The sequence below is a fragment of the Kitasatospora albolonga genome, from assembly GCA_002082585.1.
Classification (GTDB): Bacteria; Actinomycetota; Actinomycetes; order Streptomycetales; family Streptomycetaceae; genus Streptomyces; species Streptomyces stephensoniae.
This window is the reverse complement of the sequence record CP020563.1, coordinates 2,258,587-2,279,458: the sequence shown is the minus strand read 5'-3', so window position 1 is coordinate 2,279,458 and position 20,872 is coordinate 2,258,587. Positions and strand designations below refer to the sequence as shown.

The following is a 20,872-nucleotide window of genomic DNA, read 5'->3' as shown; positions in this document are numbered from 1 at the left end:
TTACACGTCCGTCGACAATTCCGGACAACACCGCCCTAAAGTACGGGCGTTCGAGGACCGAAATGGGCCGTCGTGCGGGAAATGGGAAGGGGGCGCGTCGGGCGGATGTACGAACGCCGCTTTCGCGCCGCGCACACACCGAACCCGCGCGCCCCCTCGGAAGCCTGCTCACGCTCCCCGGACTTCCGGGGCCGTCGTCACGCTCCCCGGAACCTGCTCACGCTCCCCGGAACCTGCTCAGACTCCCCGGACCGTGGTCACGCCCGAGGCGTCGCACTCCTGGCCGCGCAGTGCCCGTGCCAGGTCGTCCCGGGACTCGAGCACGAGCCGACGCAGCGCCGGAGCGGCGTCCGCGTGGCCGGTCAGCCAGGCGTCGGTCGCCGCGAGGGTCTCCGGGCTGTCCTGGAGGCCGGGGAACAGCCCCCTCACCACGTGCATGCCGATCTGGATGGACCGCTCCGCCCAGATCCGCTCGATCACCTCGAAGTAGCGGTCCGCGTACGGGGCCAGCAGCTCCCGCTGCGAGGGCTGCTCGAAGCCCGCGATCGTCGCCTCGACCAGCGCGTTGGACAGCTTGTCCGACTCCACGACGGCCGCCCACGCCTGCGCCTTGACCGCCTCCGAGGGGCGCGAGGCCAGACACCGTACGTGGTGGCGCTTGCCGGACGCCGTGTCGTCGCGGGCCAGTTCGGCGTCGATGGCCGCCTCGTCCGCCACCCCGTGCGAGGCGAGTGGCGACAGGAAGGCCCAGCGCAGCTCCTGGTCGACCTCCAGGCCGTCGATCCGGGCCGTGCCGTCCAGCAGCGAACCCAGCAGCTGGAAGTCCGCCCCGGAGCCCGCGACGGCCGCGAAGAAGCGGGCCCAGGTCAGCTGGTGCTGGCTGCCCGGCTCGGCCTCCCGCAGCTCGCGCAGCGCGCCCTCGGCCAGCGCCCGGCCGCCCTCCTCGCGCCAGGCGGGGGCGGCGTAGTTCACCAGCGCCGACTGCGCCCAGGCGTGCAGCATCTGGAGGACGCCGATGTCGCTCTCGCGCCCGGCGTGCGCCAGCACCAGCGCGACGAAGTCGCGGGCGGGCAGCAGCGCGTCCCGGGTCAGGTTCCACAGGGCCGACCAGCACAGGGCGCGGGCCAGCGGGTCGGTGACGGAGCCCAGGTGGTCGCGGAGGGTGGCGAGCGACCCCTCGTCGAAGCGGATCTTGCAGTACGTGAGGTCGTCGTCGTTGACCAGGATCAGATCGGGCCGCTCCGCCCCGGCCAGCTCCTTCACCACCGTGCGCTCCCCGGCCACGTCCACCTCGGCGCGGGCGTACCGGGTCAGCTCGCCCTCCGGCGTACGCCGGTAGAGGCCGACCGCGACCCGGTGCGGGCGCAGCTCCGGGTGGGAGGCGGCGGCCTCCTGGACCACCACCAGCTCGGTCAGCGTCCCGGTCGCGTCGTAGGCCGCGACGGGCGTGAGCACGTTCACCCCGGCCGTCTGGAGCCAGGACCGGGACCAGGCCGTCATGTCACGGCCGGAGGTCTCGGCGAGCACCGAAAGAAGGTCGCCCAGACGCGTGTTGCCGTACGCGTGCTGCTTGAAGTAGCGCCGCGCGCCCTCAAGGAAGGCGTCGCGTCCCACGTACGCCACGAGCTGCTTCAGTACGGAGGCGCCCTTGGCGTACGTGATCCCGTCGAAGTTCAGCTTGGCGTCCTCCAGGTCGTGGATGTCGGCCGTGATGGGGTGGGTGGAGGGCAGCTGGTCGGCGCGGTAGGCCCATGCCTTGCGGTTGTTGGCGAAGGTGATCCAGCCGTTGGTGAAGCGGGTCGCCTCGACCATCGAGAAGGAGCCCATGAAGTCCGCGAAGGACTCCTTCAGCCACAGGTCGTCCCACCACTCCATGGTGACGAGGTCGCCGAACCACATGTGGGCCATCTCGTGCAGGATGACGTTGGCGCGCCGCTCGTAGGCCGCCGAGGTGACCTTGCCGCGGAAGATGTACTCCTCGCGGAAGGTGACCATGCCCGGGTTCTCCATCGCCCCGAGGTTGTACTCCGGCACGAACGCCTGGTCGTACTTCCCGAAGGGGTACGGGTAGTCGAAGTGGTCGTGGAAGAAGTCCAGGCCCTGCTTGGTGACCAGGAAGACGTCGTCCGCGTCGAAGTGCTTGGCGAGCCCCTTGCGGCACATCGCGCCGAGCGGGATCTCCAGGGTGGTGCCGTCGTCGAACGTACGGCTGTAGTGGTCGGTCACGTAGTGGTACGGACCGGCGACGACGGCCGTGATGTACGTGGAGATCGGCTTCGTCTCCGCGAACCGCCACACCCCGCCCTCGTGCGACTCCTCGGCCCCGTTGGACCAGACCCGCCAGCCGTCCGGAGCGGTCACCTGGAAGCGGTAGGGCGCCTTCAGGTCCGGCTGTTCGAAGTTGGCGAAGACCCGGCGGGCGTCGGCCGGCTCGTACTGCGTGTAGAGGTAGACCTCGCCGTCCTCCGGGTCGACGAAGCGGTGCATGCCCTCGCCGGTCCTGCTGTACGCGCACCGGGCGTCGACCACGAGGACGTTCTCGCCCTCCAGGAGCCCGTCCAGGGCCACCCGCGCCCCGTCGAACACGGTGGCGGGGTCGAGGGCCTTCCCGTTCAGCGTCACGGCGTCCACGGCGGGCGCCACCAGGTCGGCGAAGGTCGAGGCGCCCGCGCGGGCGGAGCGGAACCGGATCGTGGTCAGCGACCGGAACGTCCGCGGACCGGTGTCCCCGCCGCCCCCGTTCTCGTCCCCGTCGGCCCCCTCGGGCCCGCCGACGGCGGAGCGCAGGTCGAGCTCGACCTCGTAACCGTCGACGGTCAGCAGCTCGGCCCTCTTCTGGGCCTCGTCGCGGGACAGGTTTTCACCGGGCACGGGCACTCCTTCGTGACGCGCGTCATGTGTCGTGTTCGAACCTATTGATCCTTGCACGCGTCCCGGGGAGCCGGTATCCGGTTATGCGGCCGGGGCCGGAGAGCCCCGTCCGGGAACGGGAGACCCCCTCGGTCCGGGAATGGGAGACCCCCTCGGAGGCGTTCACGACCGCAGCAGCAACAGGCCCTTTCCTGAGGAGAGACATGTCCCGGAACACCGCGGCGAACGGCAAGACCCCGGCCGACTTCTGGTTCGACCCGCTCTGCCCGTGGGCGTGGATGACCTCCCGCTGGATTCTGGAGGTCGAGAAGGTCCGCGACATCGAGGTCCGCTGGCACGTCATGAGCCTCGCCGTCCTGAACGAGGACAAGCTGGACGAGGTGCCCGAGGAGTACCGGGACATGCTGGAGAACCAGGCGTGGGGCCCGGTCCGGGTCGTCATCGCCGCCCAGCAGCTCCACGGCGACGAGGTCGTCGGCCCGCTCTACACGGCCCTCGGCACCCGCTTCCACAACAACGGCGAGGGCCCCACCCGCGAGGCCGTCGCGGGCGCCCTCAAGGACGTCGGCCTCCCGGCCGAGCTGGTGGAGTACGCCGACAAGGACACGTACGACACCGAACTGCGCGCCTCCCACCAGGAGGGCATCGACAAGGTCGGCCAGGAGGTCGGCACCCCGGTCGTCGCGGTGCCCGGCCCGGACGGCGAGCAGGTCGCCTTCTTCGGCCCCGTCGTCACCCCCGCCCCCAAGGGCGAGGAGGCGGCGAAGCTCTGGGACGGCACGCTGCTGGTCGCCTCCATCCCCGGCTTCTACGAGATCAAGCGGACCCGCACGCAGGGCCCGGTCTTCGACTGACCTCCGCCTTCGGAGGGCCGCGGGCCGGGAGCGAGCGCGTGCTCCCGGCCCGTTGTCAGTGGCGGGCCGTACGGTGAGGAGCATGCGAATCTCACCGGAGATGATCACGATCGACTGTCCCGACCCCCAGACGCTGGCGGCCTGGTGGGCGAAGGCGCTGGGCGTGGAAGGAACGCAGGACTACGGCGAGTTCGTCGTCGTTCCCGCCACCCCGCTGGTCCTCGGCTTCCAGCGGGTGCCCGAGCCCAAGACCGTCAAGAACCGGGTCCATGTCGACTTCGCGTCCCCCGACCGCCCGGCGGACGTGGAGCGACTGGTGGGGCTGGGGGCGACGGTGATCGGCGAGCACTCCATGCACGGCCTGTTCTGGACGGTCCTCCAGGACCCCCAGGGCAACGAGTTCTGCCTTGCCGACGAGGGCGCGCACTGAGGGGGCGTCAGCAAGGAGCGCGTGTCAGGTGCTGACGGGTGCCGTGCCGTTCCAGTCGGTCTCGAAGTACCTGACACGGTCGTCCTCTCCGGCCGGCCGCATACCGGCCGCCGCCATGACGTGCTGGGACGCGATGTTGTCGTGGTCGGCGTCCCCTTTCACCCGGGCGACGCCGTGCTCCCGCGCGAACAGGAGCAGACCGCGCAGGGCTTCGGACGCGTACCCCCGGCCCTGGGCCGACGGGACGATGCCGTAGCCGATCGTCAGGGCGCCGCGCTCGTCCGGGGGCCCGTGGAAGCCCACGCCGCCTATCGCCCGGCCGTTCTCGCGGCGGCGGATCTCGTAGAGACCCCACGGCCGGGGATCACCGGCCGCCGCGCAGTTGCCGAGGAAGCGCTCGGCGGCGGACACGTCCCCGTCGGTGGGGTAGCCGGGGGCCCACCGGCCTTCGCCGGGAGACTCACCCGCCACCATCCGCTCGGCTTCGCCGACGGTCATCGGATGCAGCACGAGCCGTGCTGTCACCAGGTCTCCCACCAGGTCTCCCACGAAATCTCCCGCGAAATCTGCCATGGGGCGACAAGTACCACGCGGAGCGACCGGACGGCGCGTGGGTTACCGGGAGAGGGCCGGGAGGAAAGGGCGGGGGAGCCCCTTCCCCGCGCGTACACGAGTGTGCTGTCCCGGATACGTACGAGCGTCGGCCGCCCCGGAGACGTACGCGCGTCCGTTGTCAGGGAGCCGCAGCTGTCAGGAAGCCGAAGGCGTACGGGGTCGGGAGCGGGAGCCGGGGCCGGAGCGGGGCAGCGCATCGGCGACCTCGCGGGCCGCGCGCAGGCCCGACGCGATGGCCCCCTCCAGATAGCCCGGGTGCTCGTCGGCCGTCTCCGACCCCGCCCAGTGGACGTTGCCGAGAGGGGCATGGGGCAGGGGCGTGATCCCCTCGGTGGTTCCCGGCTCCGGCAGGACGACATAGCCGCCGCCCACGTGCTCGTCGAGGTGCCACGCCTTCTCGTGCCAGCCCGCCGGCTCCAGGACACCGGGCCCGAGGTGCGGGACCAGGGGGGCGAGCAGGGCGTGCCGACGGCCCTCGGGGTCCAGGCGGTCCAGGGCACGCGCCTCGGGACCGGCCACGAGCGTGCACAGGTGCCCCGGGCCGTCGGGCGCGGTGGTGTCGAACACGGCCCGGCCGGGGGAGTCCAGGACGAGGAACTCGGCCCGCCCCTGCTCCCGTTCCCGCTCCCGCCAGAACGGCCGCTCGTAGACCGCGATGGCCTTGTACACGGACCCCATGTACGTGTTCCGCTCCAGCGCGGCCCGGCCCGCGGGCAGCGGCGGGTGGTGCTCGATCCGGGCCGCGACCGGCGGCGGTACGGTGACGATGGTCTTCGCCGCCCGGAAGGTGCCGGACAAGGTGCCGGACCCGGTGCGCACGGTGACTCCGTGCTCGTCGCGGGCGATGGAGGTGACCGGCTGCCCCGTGCGCACGCGCGGACCGAGCTCGGCGGCGAGCCGGTCGGTGAGCGTCCCCGCCCCCTCGACGAGCAGGGAGTCCTGCGCCCCGCCCCTGGTGGACAGCATGGTCCGCAGCCCGCCCTGCCGCCGGACCATGCGGGCCGCCGCGTGGACGGAGAACCGGTCGAGGTCAGCGGTCCAGGAGATCGACGCGATGACTTCCAGGAGCCTGCGCGAGGTGCGGCCGGGCAGCCTGCGCAGCCATGCGTCGAGCGTGGAGTCGTTCCACCGGTCCGGGGTCCCGGTGAGCGACAGCACCCCGAGACCGGCGAGGGCGGCCCCGGCGGGCAGCACGGACGGCGAGGCGACCGGCAGCCTGCGGCCCCGGTCGATCACCTGGGGCAGCGTCCCGGTGTGCATCGGATACCTGGTGGCCCCCAGCTCGCCCGCCAGGGCGGTGATTCGGTGGTGGCCGTGCCCGATCCACTGCCCGCCGAGGTCGAGCCGGGACCCCAGCGCCGTCGTCTCGGCCAGGGCACGTCCGCCGATCCGGTCGGCGGCCTCCAGGACGATCACCTCGATGCCGCGGCGGTGCAGGTCGCGGGCGGCCGTCAGCCCCGACAGCCCGGCCCCCACGACGATCACCGCCGCAGGGGACTCCTTATAGGCTGCCGCGTCATCCATGGGGTTGTCGTTCAGCATGCATCTCACCCTTCGGGGGGCTCGGTCACGTGGAGGGGCGTGGACAGAAGGACGGGCAGGCGCCTCACCCGTACCGCATCAGGCGCTTGACCAGCCGCAGCCCGAGACCGGTGAACGGCGGCTGCACCAGGCGCAGCGTGTCCGGCGCGAGCGGCTTGCGCAGGACGGGCTTGAGGTGGGAGAAGGCGCGCCAGGAGTGGACGCCGTGGTACGCGCCCATACCGCTGGCACCGACCCCGCCGAACGGCAGCCCGGTCGCGGCGACATGGACCAGGCCCGCGCCGTGGGCCACCGCACCGGAGGAGGTGTGCTGCTCGAACAGGCGGCGGGTGCGGGCGGAGGAGGAGAACACGTACAGGGCGAGAGGCTTGTCCCAGCCGTTGACCACCCGTACGGCCTCCTCGGCCGACTCGACCGCGACGACGGGCAGGACGGGCCCGAAGATCTCCTCCCGCAGCACGGGGTGGGCCGCGTCGGGCCCCACGGCCGGACGCTCGCCACCGGACGGGACGAGCACCACCGTGGGGGCGATGTACCGCTCGGCCCGGTCGTGATCACCGCCGACGACAACATCCGTCCCCTCCAGCAGCCCGACGAGCCGGTCGAACTGCCGCTCGTTGACGATCCGGCCGTAGTCGCGCCCGGTACGGGGATCGGCGCCCCACAGATCAGCGACGGCGTCCTTCAAGGCGTCCACCAGCGCAGGGACCCGGTCGGGGGTGGTCATCACATAGTCCGGGGCCACGCACGTCTGACCGGCGTTGGTGAACTTGGCCCATGCGATGCGCCGCGCCGCCTGCCGCAGCCGGGCGTCGTCGTCGAACCAGACGGGCGACTTGCCGCCCAGCTCCAGCGTGACCGGCGTCAGATGCTCGGCCGCCGCCCGCATCACGACCCGGCCGACCGTTCCGCTGCCGGTGAAGACGATGTGGTCGAACCGCTGGGCCAGCAGCTCCGTCGTCTCCGGAACCCCGCCCTCCACGACCCGTACGGCACCGTCGGGGAAGTACCGGGGCACGAGCCGGGCGACCAGCGCCGAGGTGGCGGGCGCGAGCTCGCTCGGCTTGAGGACGGCCGTGTTGCCCGCCGCCAGCACCCCGGCCAGCGGGTCGAGCAGGAGCTGCACCGGATAGTTCCACGGGGCGATGACCAGCACCACCCCGAGCGGCTCGGACACCAGCCGCGCCCGGGCCGGCCGCAGCGACGCGGGCACCGGACCGCGCCGGGGCCGCGCCCAGCGCCGCAGGTGGCGCAGGGTGTGGTTGATCTCCGCGAGGGTCACGCCGATCTCGGTCAGCTGCGCTTCGCCGCCGCTCTTGTGCAGGTCGCTCCAGAGGGCGGCCTCGAAGGCGGGCTCGTTCTCGGTGAGCATCGCGCGCAGCGCCCGCAGCCGGCCGACGCGGGCGGCCAGAGGGCGGGTCGCACCGGAGTCGAAGAGCCGGCGCGCCCCGGACACGGCCGTACGGGCGGGGGAGAGCTCGGGCGAGGTCGTCGTGGACATGGAACCACCGTACCTAAATCCGAAACGGATGCTTTTCGTTTACGGTAGCGGAGACGGGAGTGACACACCAGCGCGAGAGAATCCGGGTATGACAGCACAGGGCGGCACCGAACCGCCGAAGGGCCGGCCGAAGGACCCGCGCGTGGACGCGGCGCTGCTCGACGCGGCGATCGAGGTCCTGAACGAATCGGGCTGGGCCGCGTTCACCACCACGGCCGTAGCCCGCCGCGCCGGAGCCTCCACCGCGTCCCTCTACCGCCGCTGGCCCTCCAAGCAGGCCCTCGCGGGCGCCGTCGCCCGGCACATCGCCCTGGACGAACTGGGCGGCATCGACACCGGCTCCCTGGAGGGCGACCTCCGCGAGCTGCTCTCCAGCAAACGCCGCATCCTGGAGAACACCACCGGCCCCGCCCTCCTCTCCCTGATGGGCCAGGCCCCGCACGACGAGGAACTGCGCCGCATCCTCCACGACGACGTGTACGCGGTGGTCCGCGACCAGCTGGAGACACTCATCACCCAGGCGGTCACCCGCGGCGAACTGCAAAACCCGCTCGACGCGTCCCGCCTCGACGTCCTGACCCTGGTCCTGGTGGGCGCCACGGTGGCCCGCTCGGTCTTCCTCACCCGCCCGGGGGAGGTCGACGCCGACACGGTGGAGACGGAACTGCACCTGCTCCTGGCGGCGCTTCCGCGCGGGGGTGTGTCCGGCGGCTGACCGCCCCGCCTTCCCCTCGGCGCGCACCGCTCCGGGCCCGGCCGGTTCCGGCCGGTCTCAGTCGCCGAGAATCCGCTCCCACAGCAGCCCGTCCCGCCAGCTCCCGTCGAGGAAGATCGCGGAGTGCGCGACACCGTACGGGCTGAATCCGTTGCGGCGCAGCACTCGTTGGGACGGCAGGTTCTCCAGGTTGGTGGACGCCTCGGCGCGGTGCAGACCGAGTTCGTCCGCCATCACCCGGAGCACGAGCCCGACGGCGTTCCCGGCGTGCCCCTGGTTCTGGGCGGTGCTGGCGATCCAGTACCCGACGGAGCCACGACGCAGGTGCGGCTGCGGCAGGATGCCTCCGACGGTGACCTGTCCGATCACCTGATCCTCGGCGAGCACCACGCCCGGCCAGACCGTGCCGGACCGGTATCCGGCCAGCAGGCCGTCGATCCGCTCGGCCTGGCCCTCCGGGGTGAAGAAGTCGGCCGGCTGGGCCGGTTCCCACGGCCGGAAAGCCTCGAAGTCCCGTACCCGGTGTGCGGCGATCGGGGCGGCGTCGGCGGGCTCGATCAGGCGGATCGCGGTGCGGCTGCTCATGGGCTGATCCTCGTTGGGGGGCGTGGGATAGGACGGCCAACCTATGCGAGGACACTCACCCGTTGAGCTCACGGCCGCCCGCCCCCGCCCTCCCGGGTGGAGCCGTTGTCAGGGCTCATCGGTGCCTGTCCCGCTGTGTCCGCTGATGAGTTCGCCGAGCGGGTCGGTCACGGAGAAGGAGTGCGGGCCGTGGTGGTGGTCGGCGTACGCGCAGGAAGTGACCGTGCGGGTGAGGAAGTTGCGGAGGATGGCGGGGCAGGTGGGGAGGACGTCGAGCCGGTAGAGGCGGTGGGTGCCGGTGCCGGTCCACAGGAGCCAGAGGTCGCGGTCGTCGGGGGTGTCGGCGGTCCAGAGGTGGGCGGCGTGCTCGACCGACTCGTCGTGTTCGCCCAGTTCGCAGAGGAGGAAGTCGCCGGTCGCGATGACATCGGGCGGGTGGTCGGGGCCGCCTTCCATGGTGGCGAGCGCGAGGAGCGCCTCGAAGTAGGGGACGACGGTCACGGCGGTGCATTGCAGCACGGGGGGTGGGGTCTCTTCCGTTGGATGGTTGCGTTGCTGAGATCCGCCCTTTACGGCGGCGACCTCAACCGCCGGACCAGCGCATCCACCTCGGCCGAGCGCCAGTGGCCCCGCTGAGTGATCGCCGCGCTCAGCCCGGGGAAGTGCCGGTCCCGGTACGCGGGGTCGCTCTCGATACGCACCAGCTCGGCGAAGGGCGCGTGCGGGCGGTGGGGGAAGGGCCTCACAGGGACCGTGCTCCGGTGGCGAGTTGAACCCAGACGGTCTTTCCGGGGTTGCGCGGGCGTACGCCCCACCGCTCGGCGAGCGCGTCCACGATGAGCAGCCCCCGGCCGCACGTCTCGTCGTCGGTGGGCTTGCGGAGTTCAGGCATCAGCCACTGGTAGGAGTCGGCCACCTCCAGGATGAGCACGCCGTTCCGGCGCCGTAACCCCAACTCGAAGTAGTCGCCGGTGCCGTGGGCGTGGGTGACGACGTTGGTGGCCAACTCGCTGGCGATCAGCGAAGCGTCGTCGGCCAGGCCGCCGAGTTTCCACCCGACCAGGACCGTTCTGACGTGCCGCCGAGCGGCGGGGATGGAGTCCCTGCGGACCCGGAACCTCTTGCTGTCTGTGCGCCCGGACATACGTCCCCCAAGGTCGTGGGCAGGCGGAACCATGATCACCAGACGTGCCGGGATCGGCACTCGGTGTGACGCAATCGACAGTAGAGCGGGAAGTCCAAGTCATGCAATCGAACGCAATCGAGAAGTTGCATGATGCTGGGCGTCGCGACCGCCTTGCTAGGGGTAGCAACTGACGTGCAGACTGATCACGGAAAGTAAGAGGAGGGGACATGCCCGCAGGTGGACGACCTACTGTGCGCAGTAGGCGTTTAGGAGCCGAACTCAGGCGTTACCGCGAGGCAGCCAAGCTCGATCAGATACATGCCGCCGACCACATTGCGGGCTCCAAGGCCAAGATCAGCAGGGTCGAGGCCGGGCAGGTGTCTGCGCGCCCCGGGGACGTGCGGCTTCTGTTGGAGCTCTACGGGGTGGAAGACAAGACCGTCTACGAGCGCCTGGAGCAGCTTGCGCGGGATTCCAACCGGCGTGGCTGGTGGCTCGATTACAAGTGGGCTGCAAAGCCGGAGTACGCGGACGTCATCACGCTCGAATCCGACGCCACGTACATCCGTACCTGGCAGCCGCTGTTCCTGCCGGGGCTGTTGCAGACCGACGACTATCTGAGGTCCCTGCTCGCTGCGAGCCTGACAGTGCACACGCCTGACGCCGTCGACGAGATGGTGGCGATTCGCCGAGTGCGTCGGAAGAAGATCGAGGAGGACGGAGCCCGGTTCGCCGCTGTCATATGGGAACCGGCACTCACGGCCCCGATGCCCTCCCCGAAGGCGCACCGCGATCAGCTACTGCACATCCTCAACGTGGCGCAGCGCCAGAACGTCAGCGTGCAGGTTCTGCCGGCTTCGGAGTGGCAGGCGGCCCACATGACCTCTCACTTCGTGATGTATCACTTTGCGCCCGAACCGGCGCCCGGCGCGGTCGCCTTCGACGGTACGACGAGCACGGTCATCATCGAGGATCTGGAGGAAATGGCCACGCACGCCCAGATTTTCGAAGCTCTACGATCGTCTGCCCTGACGCCCACACAGACTCTCACGTTCCTGCGTGAGTGCCTCGCCAGCCTTCCCGAGTCCGAGAAAGAGCCAACATGAACAGCAAGAAGATCGTCACGGAGTTCAAGAAGTCCAGCGCCTCGCAGGGCGGCCAGCAGGAGTGCGTCGAGGTTGCCCACACCGCCGACGGCGGCCGGGCCGTGCGCGACAGCAAGGACCCGGGTGCCGGGCTCCAGTTCTACGGCCCCGGTCACTGGGCCGCGTTCATCGACGGCGTGAAGGCCGGCGTCTTCGAGGGCTGACCGGGTCGGGGTGAGTCGGGCGGTTCAGGGATTCCGGTGGCCGCCCGGCGGTGTGCTATTCCCCGACGAGCCCGTCCACCGATTCCCGGATCAGGTCGGCGTGCCCGATGTGGCGCGCGTACTCCTCGATCATGTCGATCAGGATGCGCCGCAGATTGGGCGACGTGCCGTCGGCGGTGGTGAACCGGCCCAGCTGTTCCGGGCCGCCGTGCGTGAGTGCCTCGTCGACCACGGCGAGGGAGCGTGCCACGGCGGCCTGCCACAGCTCCATCAGCTGGTCCGGGGTGTCGTCGGCGGCCGACCTCCAGTCCCAGTCGGGTTCGGCGTCCCAGTCCACCGTGTCCCAGGGGGCGCCCGGGCCCTGGGCGAGCAGGAGGCGGGAGAAATGGGCGTCCTCGACATGGGCCATGTGCTTGAGCAGGCCGCCCAGGGTCATCGTGGAGACGCCGACCGTCGCCTTCATACCGGCAGCGTCCAGGCCGCCGCACTTCCATGCGAAAGTCGCGCGTTGGCGCTCCAGGGAACCCAGCAGGGCAGCGGTCTCGTCACCGGCGAGCGGAGGCTCCGGGCGCTCTTGATCAACTGTGGTCATAGGCGGTGATCCTACCCAGGGAGCCAGTTTCCGACCAGGTGTTTCATTGCTGTCGGCGGTGGACGTGGGGGCGTTTTGCGGCTGTGACAGATTCCGCTGATCGGCGTCACGGCGCACACCGAGAAGGAGGGCAACGATGCCAACACTTCGCACAGCCGAAGAAGTGGATGCGTGGCTGGCAGAAGCCGGATGGCACCCGGGGCGCGATGCCGAGGCGGAAGCGGCGCGAGCGGTCGTGGCCGTGACCGAGCGGTATCGCGCCTACGAGGTCGACATCACGCCCTCTTCGGCGGCGCTGGCCTTCATCCGTGAGCACGTCTCCCTCCGCGCGGTCATCGATACCGCCCCGGAGAACTTCGCGGTCTTCACACCGCACCTCGTGTTCAGGGGCGACGCCGAGGAGATCGCCGAACTGGCCGGAGACCTCGGCGTGAAGCTCTTCCCGATCGGATACGACACCTACGACGGGGCCACTCTCCTCATCGACGCATCCGGTCGGTTCTTCCTCTCGCACCACACCGGGGCCTACTACCTTGGACGCGAGAAGTACGAGGCGTTGCTCAGCCTCATGAGCAGCGACATGGACGACGCGGAGACATACTTCGTCTGACCCTCCCTCCCGGCATCACTCCGCCCCCGGAGCCGCCGCCTCCAGCTCCGCGACCGTGCCCGACATCACCGTACGGATATGGCGAGTCAGGTGGTCCGCAGGCCAGTCCCACCAGGCCACCGCCAGCAGCCGCGCGATGTCCGCCTCCTCGTACCGGGTGCGGATCAGGCGGGCGGGGTTGCCGCCCACGATGCCGTAGTCCGGGACGTCCGAGACGACCACGGACCGCGAGCTGACGATCGCGCCGTGGCCGATGCGGACGCCCGGCATGATCACCGCCTCGTAGCCGATCCAGACGTCGTTGCCGATCACCGTGTCGCCCCGGTTGGGCAGGCCCGTCAGCAGGTCGAAGTGGTCGGACCAGGAGCCGCCGAGCGTCGGGAACGGGAACGTGGACGGGCCGTCCATACGGTGATTGGCGCCGTTCATGATGAACCGCACCCCCGTCCCCAGCGCGCAGAACTTGCCGATCACCAGGCGCTCCGGGCCGTAGTGGTAGAGCACGTTCCGGGTCTCGAACTCCGTGGCGTGCTCGGGGTCGTCGTAGTACGAGTACTCCCCGGCCTCGATCAGCTCCGAGGTGACCAGCGGCTTCAGCTGCACCACCCGTGGCTGGCCGGGCATCGGGTGCAGGACGGTGGGGTCGGCCGGGGTGGGGGTGGGAGTGGGGCCGAGGTTCATGGATCAGCTTCCGGGGCTTGCGGGAGAAGGGGCGGAGAATGAAGGGCAGCGCGCGGACGGCGAAGGGCGGGCGGCAGACGGCGAAGGAGCGGACAGCGAAAGGCGCGAAAGCCATCGTGGCAGCCCCGCCCGACGAGCGGCGGGCATTTTCCGTGCGGCGGCCGGGGTGCGACGATGCGGTGGTGCTGAACGCGATCGAGGCCACGGACATCGAGGCCACGGACATCGAAACCGTGGACATCGAAGCCGCGGACATCGAAGCCGTGGACTGGAGCGGACTGCCCGCGCCCGCCGATCTGTACCGGCCCGACCACGCCGCCACCGGCCTGCGTGCCCTCGCCACGGCCACGGGCCTCGTCCAGGCCGCCGACGCGGGCGCGCTCCTCGCGGGCGGCGGGCTCCTGCACGACCACAGCGGGGCGGTCTTCCCCGCCGCCGTGGTCGCCGCCCCCATCCTCCTCGCCATCGCCCGGCACGGGCGCCCGCAGGCCGGGGCCACCGCCCTCGGGCTGCTCGACGACGCCCTCGCCTTCGCCACCCACGACGGGCGGCGCACCCGGGTGGCGACCCCGTACGCCGAAGCCGTCCCGATCTGCTGCGCGCTTGCGGACCACCTCAGGCGCGGCGCCGACCTGCTCGCCGCAGCGGGGCACGAGGGGAAGCGGCTCCTCGCCGAGGCCGCCGCGCACTGGCGGTTCGACGTCCGGGAGGTCGCGGCCGAGGGGGGCGGGGCCGTGGCCCTCGGGAGTCTCTCGGGCCGCTTCCCGGACGGTGACGGTACGCGGGTGGCAGAGCTCCACCGGGGCGGCCGCATCACCGCGCTCGAACAGGTCGTGCTCCACTACCCGCCCGAGGACGGCAGCCCCGACGCCTGCCTGCGCATCCCCGGCGCGCACCCGGACGAACTCGCCGCGCCCGCCGTCCTGTTCCCCGTCCGATGCGTCCGGGAATAGACGCCTAGCCCGCAGCCGCCCCGCACCCCACCCGGAACGGCTCCCCCTGCGACCAGTCCGCCGGTACGCCCCGCATCACCAGCGCACTGTCCAGCACCGCGCTGCCGGGCGGGAAGCGGTCCAGGTCCTCGAAGAACGAGGAGCGTACGGTGCGGGGTCGGCCCGCCGTCACCTTCCAGGCGTCCGTGGACAGCTCCAGGACGTCCAGGTGGGTGCCCCCGGCGTTGGGGGAGAGGCCCCGGTGGCCCAGGCGGAAGAACTCCGACGCCTCCGCCAGGTCCGTGAACAGCTCGCTCCCGCGCAGCTCCTCGGCCTGCTCCACCGTCGCGTCGACCTCCACCTGCCCGTCCCGGGTCGTGAAGGCCACCCGCACCGCGTCGGCCTCCTCCCGCACCGTGAAGTCCGCGCGGCCGTGCTCGCCCGGGTAGATCCGGCCGCCCGCGAAGGCGTTGAGGCGGGAGGCGGTGTCGCGGCGCGGGATGTAGACGCCGCACTCCACACCGTCCGGGCCGTCCCACTCGACGGAGATCCGGTGCGCCGCGTTCTCGCTGCTCAGGCCGGTTGCGGCCGGGGCCCAGCCGGGACGGACGCCGCCGATCCGGAGCAGGCAGATGCCCGCCACCGCCTGGCCGCGCACCAGTTGGGGGCGGAGCGGCGCGGGCAGCAGGGCCGCCGCGATGTACGGGTCCACCCGGTAGTTCACCAGGAGGCGCCGCTCTATGACGCTGGAGAGCCGGGACCGGATCACTGGGCATCGCCTTCCGGGGCGGGGCGCCACTTGGTGTGGCGGAGCACGATCTGTTCGGGGCATACGGCGCTCAGGAAGCGCCCCACGCACATGGCGAGGCGCTCCTCGGCGAGCGAGTAGAGGATGCGGTTGGCGTCGCGGCGCTCGGTGACGAGCCCGGCCCCCTTGAGGACGCCGAGGTGGCGCGAGATGGACGGGGCGCTGATCGAGAACCGGCTGGCGATCTCCCCGGCGGCCAGCTCGCCCCCGCGCAGATCCTCCAGGATCTGACGCCTGGTGGGGTCGGCCAGGGCGCGGAAGGCGCTCGCCTCGTCGTCGGGAGCTGAGGGGGATTCCATAGCTGCATGTTTAGCACATGAGCTAAATAGCTAACAGCCAAAAAGAGTGCCGGGCAGGGGAAAGCCCCCGCGAGTCACGTCCTCGCGGGGGCTCTCCGTCCATCCGCCTGCCGAAGTGAAGGTTGAGAAGACGATCACGAGGCAGGACGCATCAACCGCCGGAGCGGAGTCAGGGGGCGAGCAGCAGCACGTCCGCGCGCTCCTTGGCGGCGGCGTAACGCTTCGCCACGTCCTGCCAGTTGACGACCTGCCACATCGCCTCGATGAAGTCCACCTTCTGGTTCTTGTACTGAAGGTAGAAGGCGTGCTCCCAGGCGTCGAACACCAGGATCGGGACCGAGCCCTGGCCCACGTTGCCCTGGTGGTCGTAGACCTGCTCGACGATCAGCTTGCCGCTGAGGGGCTCGTACGCGAGCACGCCCCAGCCGGAGCCCTGGGTGGTGGCCGAAGCCTTCGTCAGCTGGGCCTTGAAGCCCGCGAAGGAGCCGAAGGACTCGGTGATCGCGTCCGCGAGGTCGCCCACGCCGTCCGCCGCGAGGGGCTCGCCGCCGCCGTCACCGGTCATGTTGTGCCAGTAGATCGAGTGCAGGATGTGGCCGGAGAGGTGGAACGCGAGGTTCTTCTGGAGGCCGTTGATCGCTCCCCAGGCTTCCTTGTCGCGGGCCTCTTCCAGCTGCTCCAGGGTGTCGTTCGCACCCTTGACGTACGCGGCGTGGTGCTTGTCGTGGTGCAGCTCGATGATCTGCGGGTTGATGACCGGTTCGAGCGCCGCGTAGTCGTACGGGAGTTCCGGGAGCGTGTACGTGGCCATGATGCGAGCCCTCCGACTGCTGGGAATGCCGTCCAGTTGTTATTGCAACCTATATGCAGGAGCAGGCTAACAGCAGGAGTGTTCCGAAGTGATCAGCCCTTCGGCCTAGGACCTGCGGTGCTGTTCTTCCCGCGGCGCCGCCCCTCCTCCCTTTTGTCCTGCAAAGGTGATTTGCTCCTTCTGTCGTTCCGTGTACGCCACCGCACGTTTGGACCCGCCGTTCCGGGGGACCCGGCCAGACAGCCGGGCGGCTCGGGTTCGGGGGACCGCAGGTGTGCCGCTCGCCGCCGCCCGCCCCACCGACCAGGAGGACTTGATGGCACCCACCGACGCCCCCGAAGCGCCGGACGGCCCCGGCCCCGGCCGTGATCCGAAGCTCGCCCCGCCGGTCGCGGACGCGGCGGGCTGGGGTCCGCTCGACGTCCGGGCCGTCGACACCGTCCGGCTGCTGGCCGCCGACGCCGTGCAGAAGGCGGGCCACGGCCACCCCGGCACCGCGATGAGCCTGGCCCCGCTGGCGTACCTGCTCTTCCAGCAGGTCATGCGCCATGATCCGGCCGACGACCAGTGGCTCGGGCGCGACCGCTTCGTCCTCTCCTGCGGCCACTCCAGCCTCACCCTCTACATCCAGCTGTACCTGAGCGGGTACGGGATGGAGCTGGACGACCTGAAGGCGCTGCGCACCTGGGGTTCCAGCACCCCCGGCCACCCGGAGTACCGCCACACCCGGGGCGTCGAGATCACCACCGGACCGCTCGGCCAGGGGCTCGCCTCCGCCGTCGGCATGGCCATGGCGGCCCGCCGGGAGCGCGGCCTGCTCGACCCCGACGCGGCGCCCGGCACCAGCCCCTTCGACCACCATGTGTACGTCGTCGCCTCCGACGGCGACCTGATGGAAGGCGTCACGTCCGAGGCCAGTTCGCTCGCCGGACACCAGGAGCTCGGCAACCTCGTCGTCTTCTACGACTCCAACCACATCTCCATCGAGGACGACACCGACATCGCGTTCAGCGAGGACGTGACCGCCCGCTACTCCTCGTACGGCTGGCACGTCCAGACGGTCGACTTCACCCGCACCGGCGACTACGTGGAGGACGTCGACGCCCTCCTCGCCGCCGTCGAGGCCGCGAAGAACGAGAGCGGCCGGCCCTCCCTGATCCTGCTCCGCACGATCATCGGCTGGCCCGCGCCCACCAAGCAGAACACCGGCAAGGCCCACGGCTCCGCGCTCGGCGACGACGAAGTGGCCGCCACCAAGAAGCTGCTCGGCTTCGACCCGGACGCGGACTTCACCGTCGAGGACGACGTACTGAAGCACGCCCGTGCGGTACGGGAGCGGGGCGCCGAGGCCCACCGCTCCTGGCAGCCCCGTTACGAGGAGTGGCGCGCTGCCCACCCCCAACGCGCCGCGCTCCTCGACCGGTTGCGCGAGCGGCGCCTCCCCGACGGCTGGGCCGCCGGCCTCCCCGTCTTCGACGCCGACCCCAAGGGCATCGCCACCCGCAAGGCGTCCGGCGATGTACTGACCGCGCTGGCCCCCGTGCTGCCCGAACTGTGGGGCGGCTCGGCCGACCTCGCGGGCAGCAACAACACCACCATGGAGGGCGAGCCGTCCTTCGTGCCCGAGGGGAAGCAGACCGGTGAGTTCCCCGGCGACCCCTACGGCCGTACGCTCCACTTCGGCATCCGCGAGCACGCCATGGGCGCGGTCCTCAACGGCATCGCGCTCCAGAGCCTCACCCGGCCCTACGGCGGTACGTTCCTGATCTTCAGCGACTACATGCGCCCGGCCGTCCGCCTCGCCGCCCTGATGAAGCTCCCGGTCACCTACGTCTGGACCCACGACTCCATCGGCCTCGGCGAGGACGGCCCCACCCACCAGCCCGTCGAGCAACTGGCCGCACTCCGCGCGATCCCCGGCCTCGACGTCGTACGGCCCGCCGACGCCAACGAGACCTCCGTCTGCTGGCGCACGGTCTTGGAGCACCACGACCGGCCCGCCGGTCTCGCCCTGACCCGGCAGCCGCTGCCCGTCCTGGAGCGGGGGGAGAGCGGGTACGCCTCCGCCGAAGGAGCCGCGCGCGGCGGATACGTACTCGCCGACAGCCGTGGCGCCACCCCCGACGTCATCCTCGTCGGTACCGGATCGGAGGTCCATATCGCCCTGGAAGCACGGGAGTTGCTGGCCGCCGAGGGGCACGACGCCCGGGTGGTCTCCCTGCCCTGCCGCGAGTGGTTCGCCGACCAGCCGTACGCGTACCAGGACGAGGTACTGCCGCCCGCCGTACGGGCCAGGGTCAGCGTCGAGGCCGCCGTGGCCCAGGGCTGGCGGGACATCGTGGGCGACGCGGGCCGCATGGTCAGCCTGGAGCACTTCGGCGCCTCGGCCGACTACGAGCGGCTGTACGAGGAGTTCGGCATCACGCCCCGCGCGGTGGCCGACGCCGCCCTGGCGAGCATCCGCGCCGCCGCCGGACCCGTCCGGCCCGGCGGCGAACGCCCCGGCGCCACCCCGACCGAGGGCGGCACCGGCGACGCCGGTTAGTCCCCCTCACACACCCCACCACCCTCGACCCCTCTACGAACAGGAGCCCCATGTCCCCCGCACGCACCCCCCGCTACACCGTCCCCGGCCTCGGCGTCGACGAGGGCCGGAAGGTCATCGACCTCCTGACGCTGCGTCTGCACGCGCTGAACGACCTCGCGCTCACCCTCAAGCACATCCACTGGAACGTGGTCGGGCCGCACTTCATCGCCGTCCACGAGATGCTCGACCCGCAGACCGCCGCCGTACGGGACATGGCCGACGCGGCGGCCGAGCGGATCTCCGCCCTCGGCGGCGAACCGCAGGGCACCCCGGGCGTCCTGGTCAAGGAGCGCACCTGGGACGACTACAGCGTCGGCCGCGCCGACGCCATCGCCCACCTCGGCGCCCTGGACCTGGTCTACACGGGGATCATCGAGGACCACCGCGCGGCGGTCGAGAAGGCCGGCGGGATCGACCCCGTCACCGAGGACCTGCTCATCGAGCACCTGCGCGGACTGGAGCAGTTCCAGTGGTTCGTCCGCGCCCACCTGGAGAGCAGCTCCGGCACCTTGTCCACCGCCGGTGCCGACACCGAGAAGGAGGCGGCCGCCGCCGCGTCCCCCCGGCGCACCCCGGCCAAGAAGACGGCCCTGCCCGCCCCCGCCAGGACGCCCGCCAAGAAGACGGCGGCCAGGAAGACCGCCAAGAAGGCGACGGCGAACAAGCGCACCACCCGCTGAGAAGGCCCTAACCGCGCAGCTCCTCCCGCGCCCGCACCGCCAGGTCCGGGAAGTCCGTCACCACCGCGTCCACGCCCTGCCCGTAGTGGAAGGCGTACTCGGCGAACGCGTCGCCGAAGTCGTTCGGCGCGGTGCCCCGGCGGTGGGCGGCCGGGAGGTACTGGTTCTCCGCGCGGAAGGTGTACGCCCCCACCTTCAGCCCCGCCGCGTGCGCGTCCGCGAGGAGCGTGTGCGGCGGGACGAGGGAGGACTTGTCCGGGCCGATCCACTGCGCGTACGAGGCGATCTCCCGCAGCCCGGCCGGGGTCATCATGTCCTTGTAGGTGACCGCGTGACCATAGGGGCCACCGCTCGTGCCCAGCGCCTGCCAGAGGGGGAGGCCGAGGCGGGCGGCGGCGATGCGGCGCAGGCTCGACGGTTCGAAGGACTGGACGACACACTCCCGGGCGGTCAGCCGGTTGCGGCGGATCACCCGGATCAGCTCCTCCTCCAGCGGCAGTCCGACCGACCGGAAGTACGTCGGGTGCTTGGTCTCCGGGAAGACCGCGATCCGGCGGCCCGACTCCCTCGACAGCCGCCGGGCCAGGTCGATCACCTCCTGGAAGGTCATCACCCGCCCCCGCCCGTCGAAGACCGTGTTCCGGTTGCGGACCAGCGGCAGCCGCTCGACCGTACGCAGCGTCCTCAGCTCGCGCAGCGTGAAGTCCTCGGTGAACCAGCCGGTCACCGCCCTGCCGTCCACCGTCTTCGTGGTGCGGCGGTCCGCGAACTCCGGCCGGTCCGCGACATCGGTGGTCCCGCCGATCTCGTTCTCGTGCCGGACGACCAGGACGTGGTCCTTCGTCGGCACGAGGTCCGGCTCGATCCAGTCGGCCCCGGCCCGTACGGCGTAGGTGTACGCGTCGGCGGTGTGCTCGGGGCGCCACCCCGCCGCCCCGCGATGGCCGATGACCAGCGGGCCCGGGGGACGGCGGCCCGCGGGGGCGGAGGCGACGGCGGGGGTGGTGGCCGCGACCGTGGCGGCGGCGGTGGCCAGGAGGACCGAACGGCGTCTCGGTGCCCGGTCGGCAGGGCGTGCAGGGGACATGACAGCTCCTCGGGTGGCGGAGCCTCCACGGAAGCGAGGGCGGATGACGGCCGGGCGTACGGCGTACGTCCCTGCCATGACCGGCAGTCCACGGGTAGCCGTGTTCCCCGGCCGGTCCACCCGCCCCCTCCCGGCTTCTCCCGCCGGGCCGGGAACGCGCACCCGGGCGGCGAACGCCGAGGGCCCGGACAGACCGGACCCAGCGGCGAACGCCGGGGGCCCCGGACAGACCGGACA

The 20,872-nt window shown here is 71.4% G+C and carries 22 protein-coding genes; 9 read left to right on the top strand and 13 right to left on the bottom strand.

Features of this window, described 5'->3' with window-relative positions:
- Nucleotides 1-237 precede the first annotated feature (237 nt).
- Complete coding sequence (locus tag B7C62_09935) at nucleotides 238-2,871, bottom strand: aminopeptidase N (protein ID ARF72555.1); 2,634 nt, start codon at nucleotides 2,869-2,871, stop codon at nucleotides 238-240.
- 203 nt (nucleotides 2,872-3,074) lie between these two features.
- Between B7C62_09935 and B7C62_09930 the strand changes: the two genes are divergently transcribed.
- Both B7C62_09930 and B7C62_09925 read left to right on the top strand, forming a co-directional pair.
- Nucleotides 3,075-3,725 (top strand): disulfide bond formation protein DsbA, encoded by a 651-nt coding sequence (locus B7C62_09930; protein ID ARF72554.1) that lies wholly within the window; start codon nucleotides 3,075-3,077, stop codon nucleotides 3,723-3,725.
- A gap of 82 nt (nucleotides 3,726-3,807) precedes the next feature.
- Nucleotides 3,808-4,155, top strand: coding sequence for a glyoxalase (locus tag B7C62_09925; GenBank protein ID ARF72553.1), 348 nt, complete (start codon nucleotides 3,808-3,810; stop codon nucleotides 4,153-4,155).
- Between the two features lie 24 nt (nucleotides 4,156-4,179).
- On the opposite strand, the gene B7C62_09920 is transcribed toward B7C62_09925, so the two are convergent.
- The 3 genes from B7C62_09920 to B7C62_09910 form a co-directional block, all read right to left on the bottom strand.
- Nucleotides 4,180-4,692, bottom strand: a complete 513-nt coding sequence (locus B7C62_09920; GenBank protein ARF77077.1) for a GNAT family N-acetyltransferase — start codon at nucleotides 4,690-4,692, stop codon at nucleotides 4,180-4,182.
- 213 nt (nucleotides 4,693-4,905) lie between these two features.
- Nucleotides 4,906-6,294: an amine oxidase gene (locus B7C62_09915; protein ARF77076.1), complete on the bottom strand. Its 1,389-nt coding sequence runs from the start codon at nucleotides 6,292-6,294 to the stop codon at nucleotides 4,906-4,908.
- Nucleotides 6,295-6,376: 82 nt separating this feature from the next.
- Nucleotides 6,377-7,813: an aldehyde dehydrogenase family protein gene (locus tag B7C62_09910; GenBank protein ARF72552.1), complete on the bottom strand. Its 1,437-nt coding sequence runs from the start codon at nucleotides 7,811-7,813 to the stop codon at nucleotides 6,377-6,379.
- On the opposite strand from B7C62_09910, the gene B7C62_09905 reads away from it, so the two are divergent.
- Entirely contained in the window at nucleotides 7,806-8,528 is a 723-nt protein-coding gene (locus B7C62_09905) for a hypothetical protein (protein ARF72551.1), read from the top strand. The genes B7C62_09910 and B7C62_09905 overlap by 8 nt on opposite strands.
- A 57-nt stretch (nucleotides 8,529-8,585) precedes the next feature.
- Here the strand turns inward: B7C62_09905 and B7C62_09900 are convergent, their stop codons facing one another.
- The 3 genes from B7C62_09900 to B7C62_09890 all read right to left on the bottom strand — a co-directional run bounded on the left by B7C62_09900 (nucleotide 8,586) and on the right by B7C62_09890 (nucleotide 10,257).
- A complete protein-coding gene (locus tag B7C62_09900) occupies nucleotides 8,586-9,113 on the bottom strand; it encodes an alanine acetyltransferase (protein ID ARF72550.1) in 528 nt (175 codons plus the stop codon).
- A 108-nt stretch (nucleotides 9,114-9,221) separates the two neighbouring features.
- Nucleotides 9,222-9,632, bottom strand: coding sequence for a hypothetical protein (locus B7C62_09895; GenBank protein ARF72549.1), 411 nt, complete (start codon nucleotides 9,630-9,632; stop codon nucleotides 9,222-9,224).
- A 223-nt stretch (nucleotides 9,633-9,855) separates the two neighbouring features.
- Nucleotides 9,856-10,257: a hypothetical protein gene (locus B7C62_09890; GenBank protein ID ARF72548.1), complete on the bottom strand. Its 402-nt coding sequence runs from the start codon at nucleotides 10,255-10,257 to the stop codon at nucleotides 9,856-9,858.
- A gap of 209 nt (nucleotides 10,258-10,466) precedes the next feature.
- Between B7C62_09890 and B7C62_09885 the strand changes: the two genes are divergently transcribed.
- Both B7C62_09885 and B7C62_09880 read left to right on the top strand, forming a co-directional pair.
- Entirely contained in the window at nucleotides 10,467-11,345 is an 879-nt protein-coding gene (locus B7C62_09885) for a transcriptional regulator (GenBank protein ID ARF72547.1), read from the top strand.
- Nucleotides 11,342-11,548 (top strand): DUF397 domain-containing protein, encoded by a 207-nt coding sequence (locus tag B7C62_09880; GenBank protein ID ARF72546.1) that lies wholly within the window; start codon nucleotides 11,342-11,344, stop codon nucleotides 11,546-11,548. Before B7C62_09885 ends, B7C62_09880 begins: the two co-directional genes overlap by 4 nt.
- A gap of 55 nt (nucleotides 11,549-11,603) precedes the next feature.
- Here the strand turns inward: B7C62_09880 and B7C62_09875 are convergent, their stop codons facing one another.
- Nucleotides 11,604-12,140 (bottom strand): mini-circle protein, encoded by a 537-nt coding sequence (locus tag B7C62_09875; protein ARF72545.1) that lies wholly within the window; start codon nucleotides 12,138-12,140, stop codon nucleotides 11,604-11,606.
- Nucleotides 12,141-12,276: 136 nt separating this feature from the next.
- Between B7C62_09875 and B7C62_09870 the strand changes: the two genes are divergently transcribed.
- Nucleotides 12,277-12,750, top strand: a complete 474-nt coding sequence (locus B7C62_09870; protein ARF72544.1) for a hypothetical protein — start codon at nucleotides 12,277-12,279, stop codon at nucleotides 12,748-12,750.
- Between the two features lie 15 nt (nucleotides 12,751-12,765).
- On the opposite strand, the gene B7C62_09865 is transcribed toward B7C62_09870, so the two are convergent.
- The gene (locus B7C62_09865) at nucleotides 12,766-13,431 is read right to left on the bottom strand and encodes an acetyltransferase (GenBank protein ARF72543.1); all 666 of its coding nucleotides are present in this window, start codon (nucleotides 13,429-13,431) and stop codon (nucleotides 12,766-12,768) included.
- 233 nt (nucleotides 13,432-13,664) lie between these two features.
- On the opposite strand from B7C62_09865, the gene B7C62_09860 reads away from it, so the two are divergent.
- The gene (locus B7C62_09860) at nucleotides 13,665-14,384 is read left to right on the top strand and encodes a hypothetical protein (protein ID ARF77075.1); all 720 of its coding nucleotides are present in this window, start codon (nucleotides 13,665-13,667) and stop codon (nucleotides 14,382-14,384) included.
- 4 nt (nucleotides 14,385-14,388) lie between these two features.
- On the opposite strand, the gene B7C62_09855 is transcribed toward B7C62_09860, so the two are convergent.
- The 3 genes from B7C62_09855 to B7C62_09845 form a co-directional block, all read right to left on the bottom strand.
- Nucleotides 14,389-15,132: a hypothetical protein gene (locus B7C62_09855; GenBank protein ARF72542.1), complete on the bottom strand. Its 744-nt coding sequence runs from the start codon at nucleotides 15,130-15,132 to the stop codon at nucleotides 14,389-14,391.
- Nucleotides 15,129-15,470: a transcriptional regulator gene (locus tag B7C62_09850; protein ID ARF72541.1), complete on the bottom strand. Its 342-nt coding sequence runs from the start codon at nucleotides 15,468-15,470 to the stop codon at nucleotides 15,129-15,131. The genes B7C62_09855 and B7C62_09850 overlap by 4 nt, the downstream gene beginning before the upstream one ends.
- 169 nt (nucleotides 15,471-15,639) lie before the next feature.
- Complete coding sequence (locus B7C62_09845) at nucleotides 15,640-16,281, bottom strand: superoxide dismutase (protein ID ARF72540.1); 642 nt, start codon at nucleotides 16,279-16,281, stop codon at nucleotides 15,640-15,642.
- Nucleotides 16,282-16,597: 316 nt separating this feature from the next.
- Between B7C62_09845 and B7C62_09840 the strand changes: the two genes are divergently transcribed.
- Together B7C62_09840 and B7C62_09835 are read left to right on the top strand one after the other, a co-directional pair.
- Complete coding sequence (locus tag B7C62_09840) at nucleotides 16,598-18,826, top strand: transketolase (GenBank protein ID ARF77074.1); 2,229 nt, start codon at nucleotides 16,598-16,600, stop codon at nucleotides 18,824-18,826.
- Nucleotides 18,827-18,876: 50 nt separating this feature from the next.
- The gene (locus B7C62_09835; GenBank protein ARF72539.1) at nucleotides 18,877-19,548 is read left to right on the top strand and encodes a DNA starvation/stationary phase protection protein; all 672 of its coding nucleotides are present in this window, start codon (nucleotides 18,877-18,879) and stop codon (nucleotides 19,546-19,548) included.
- A gap of 7 nt (nucleotides 19,549-19,555) precedes the next feature.
- Here B7C62_09835 and B7C62_09830 read toward each other — a convergent pair whose 3' ends face one another.
- Complete coding sequence (locus tag B7C62_09830) at nucleotides 19,556-20,635, bottom strand: glycerophosphodiester phosphodiesterase (GenBank protein ID ARF72538.1); 1,080 nt, start codon at nucleotides 20,633-20,635, stop codon at nucleotides 19,556-19,558.
- Nucleotides 20,636-20,872: the final 237 nt, after the last annotated feature.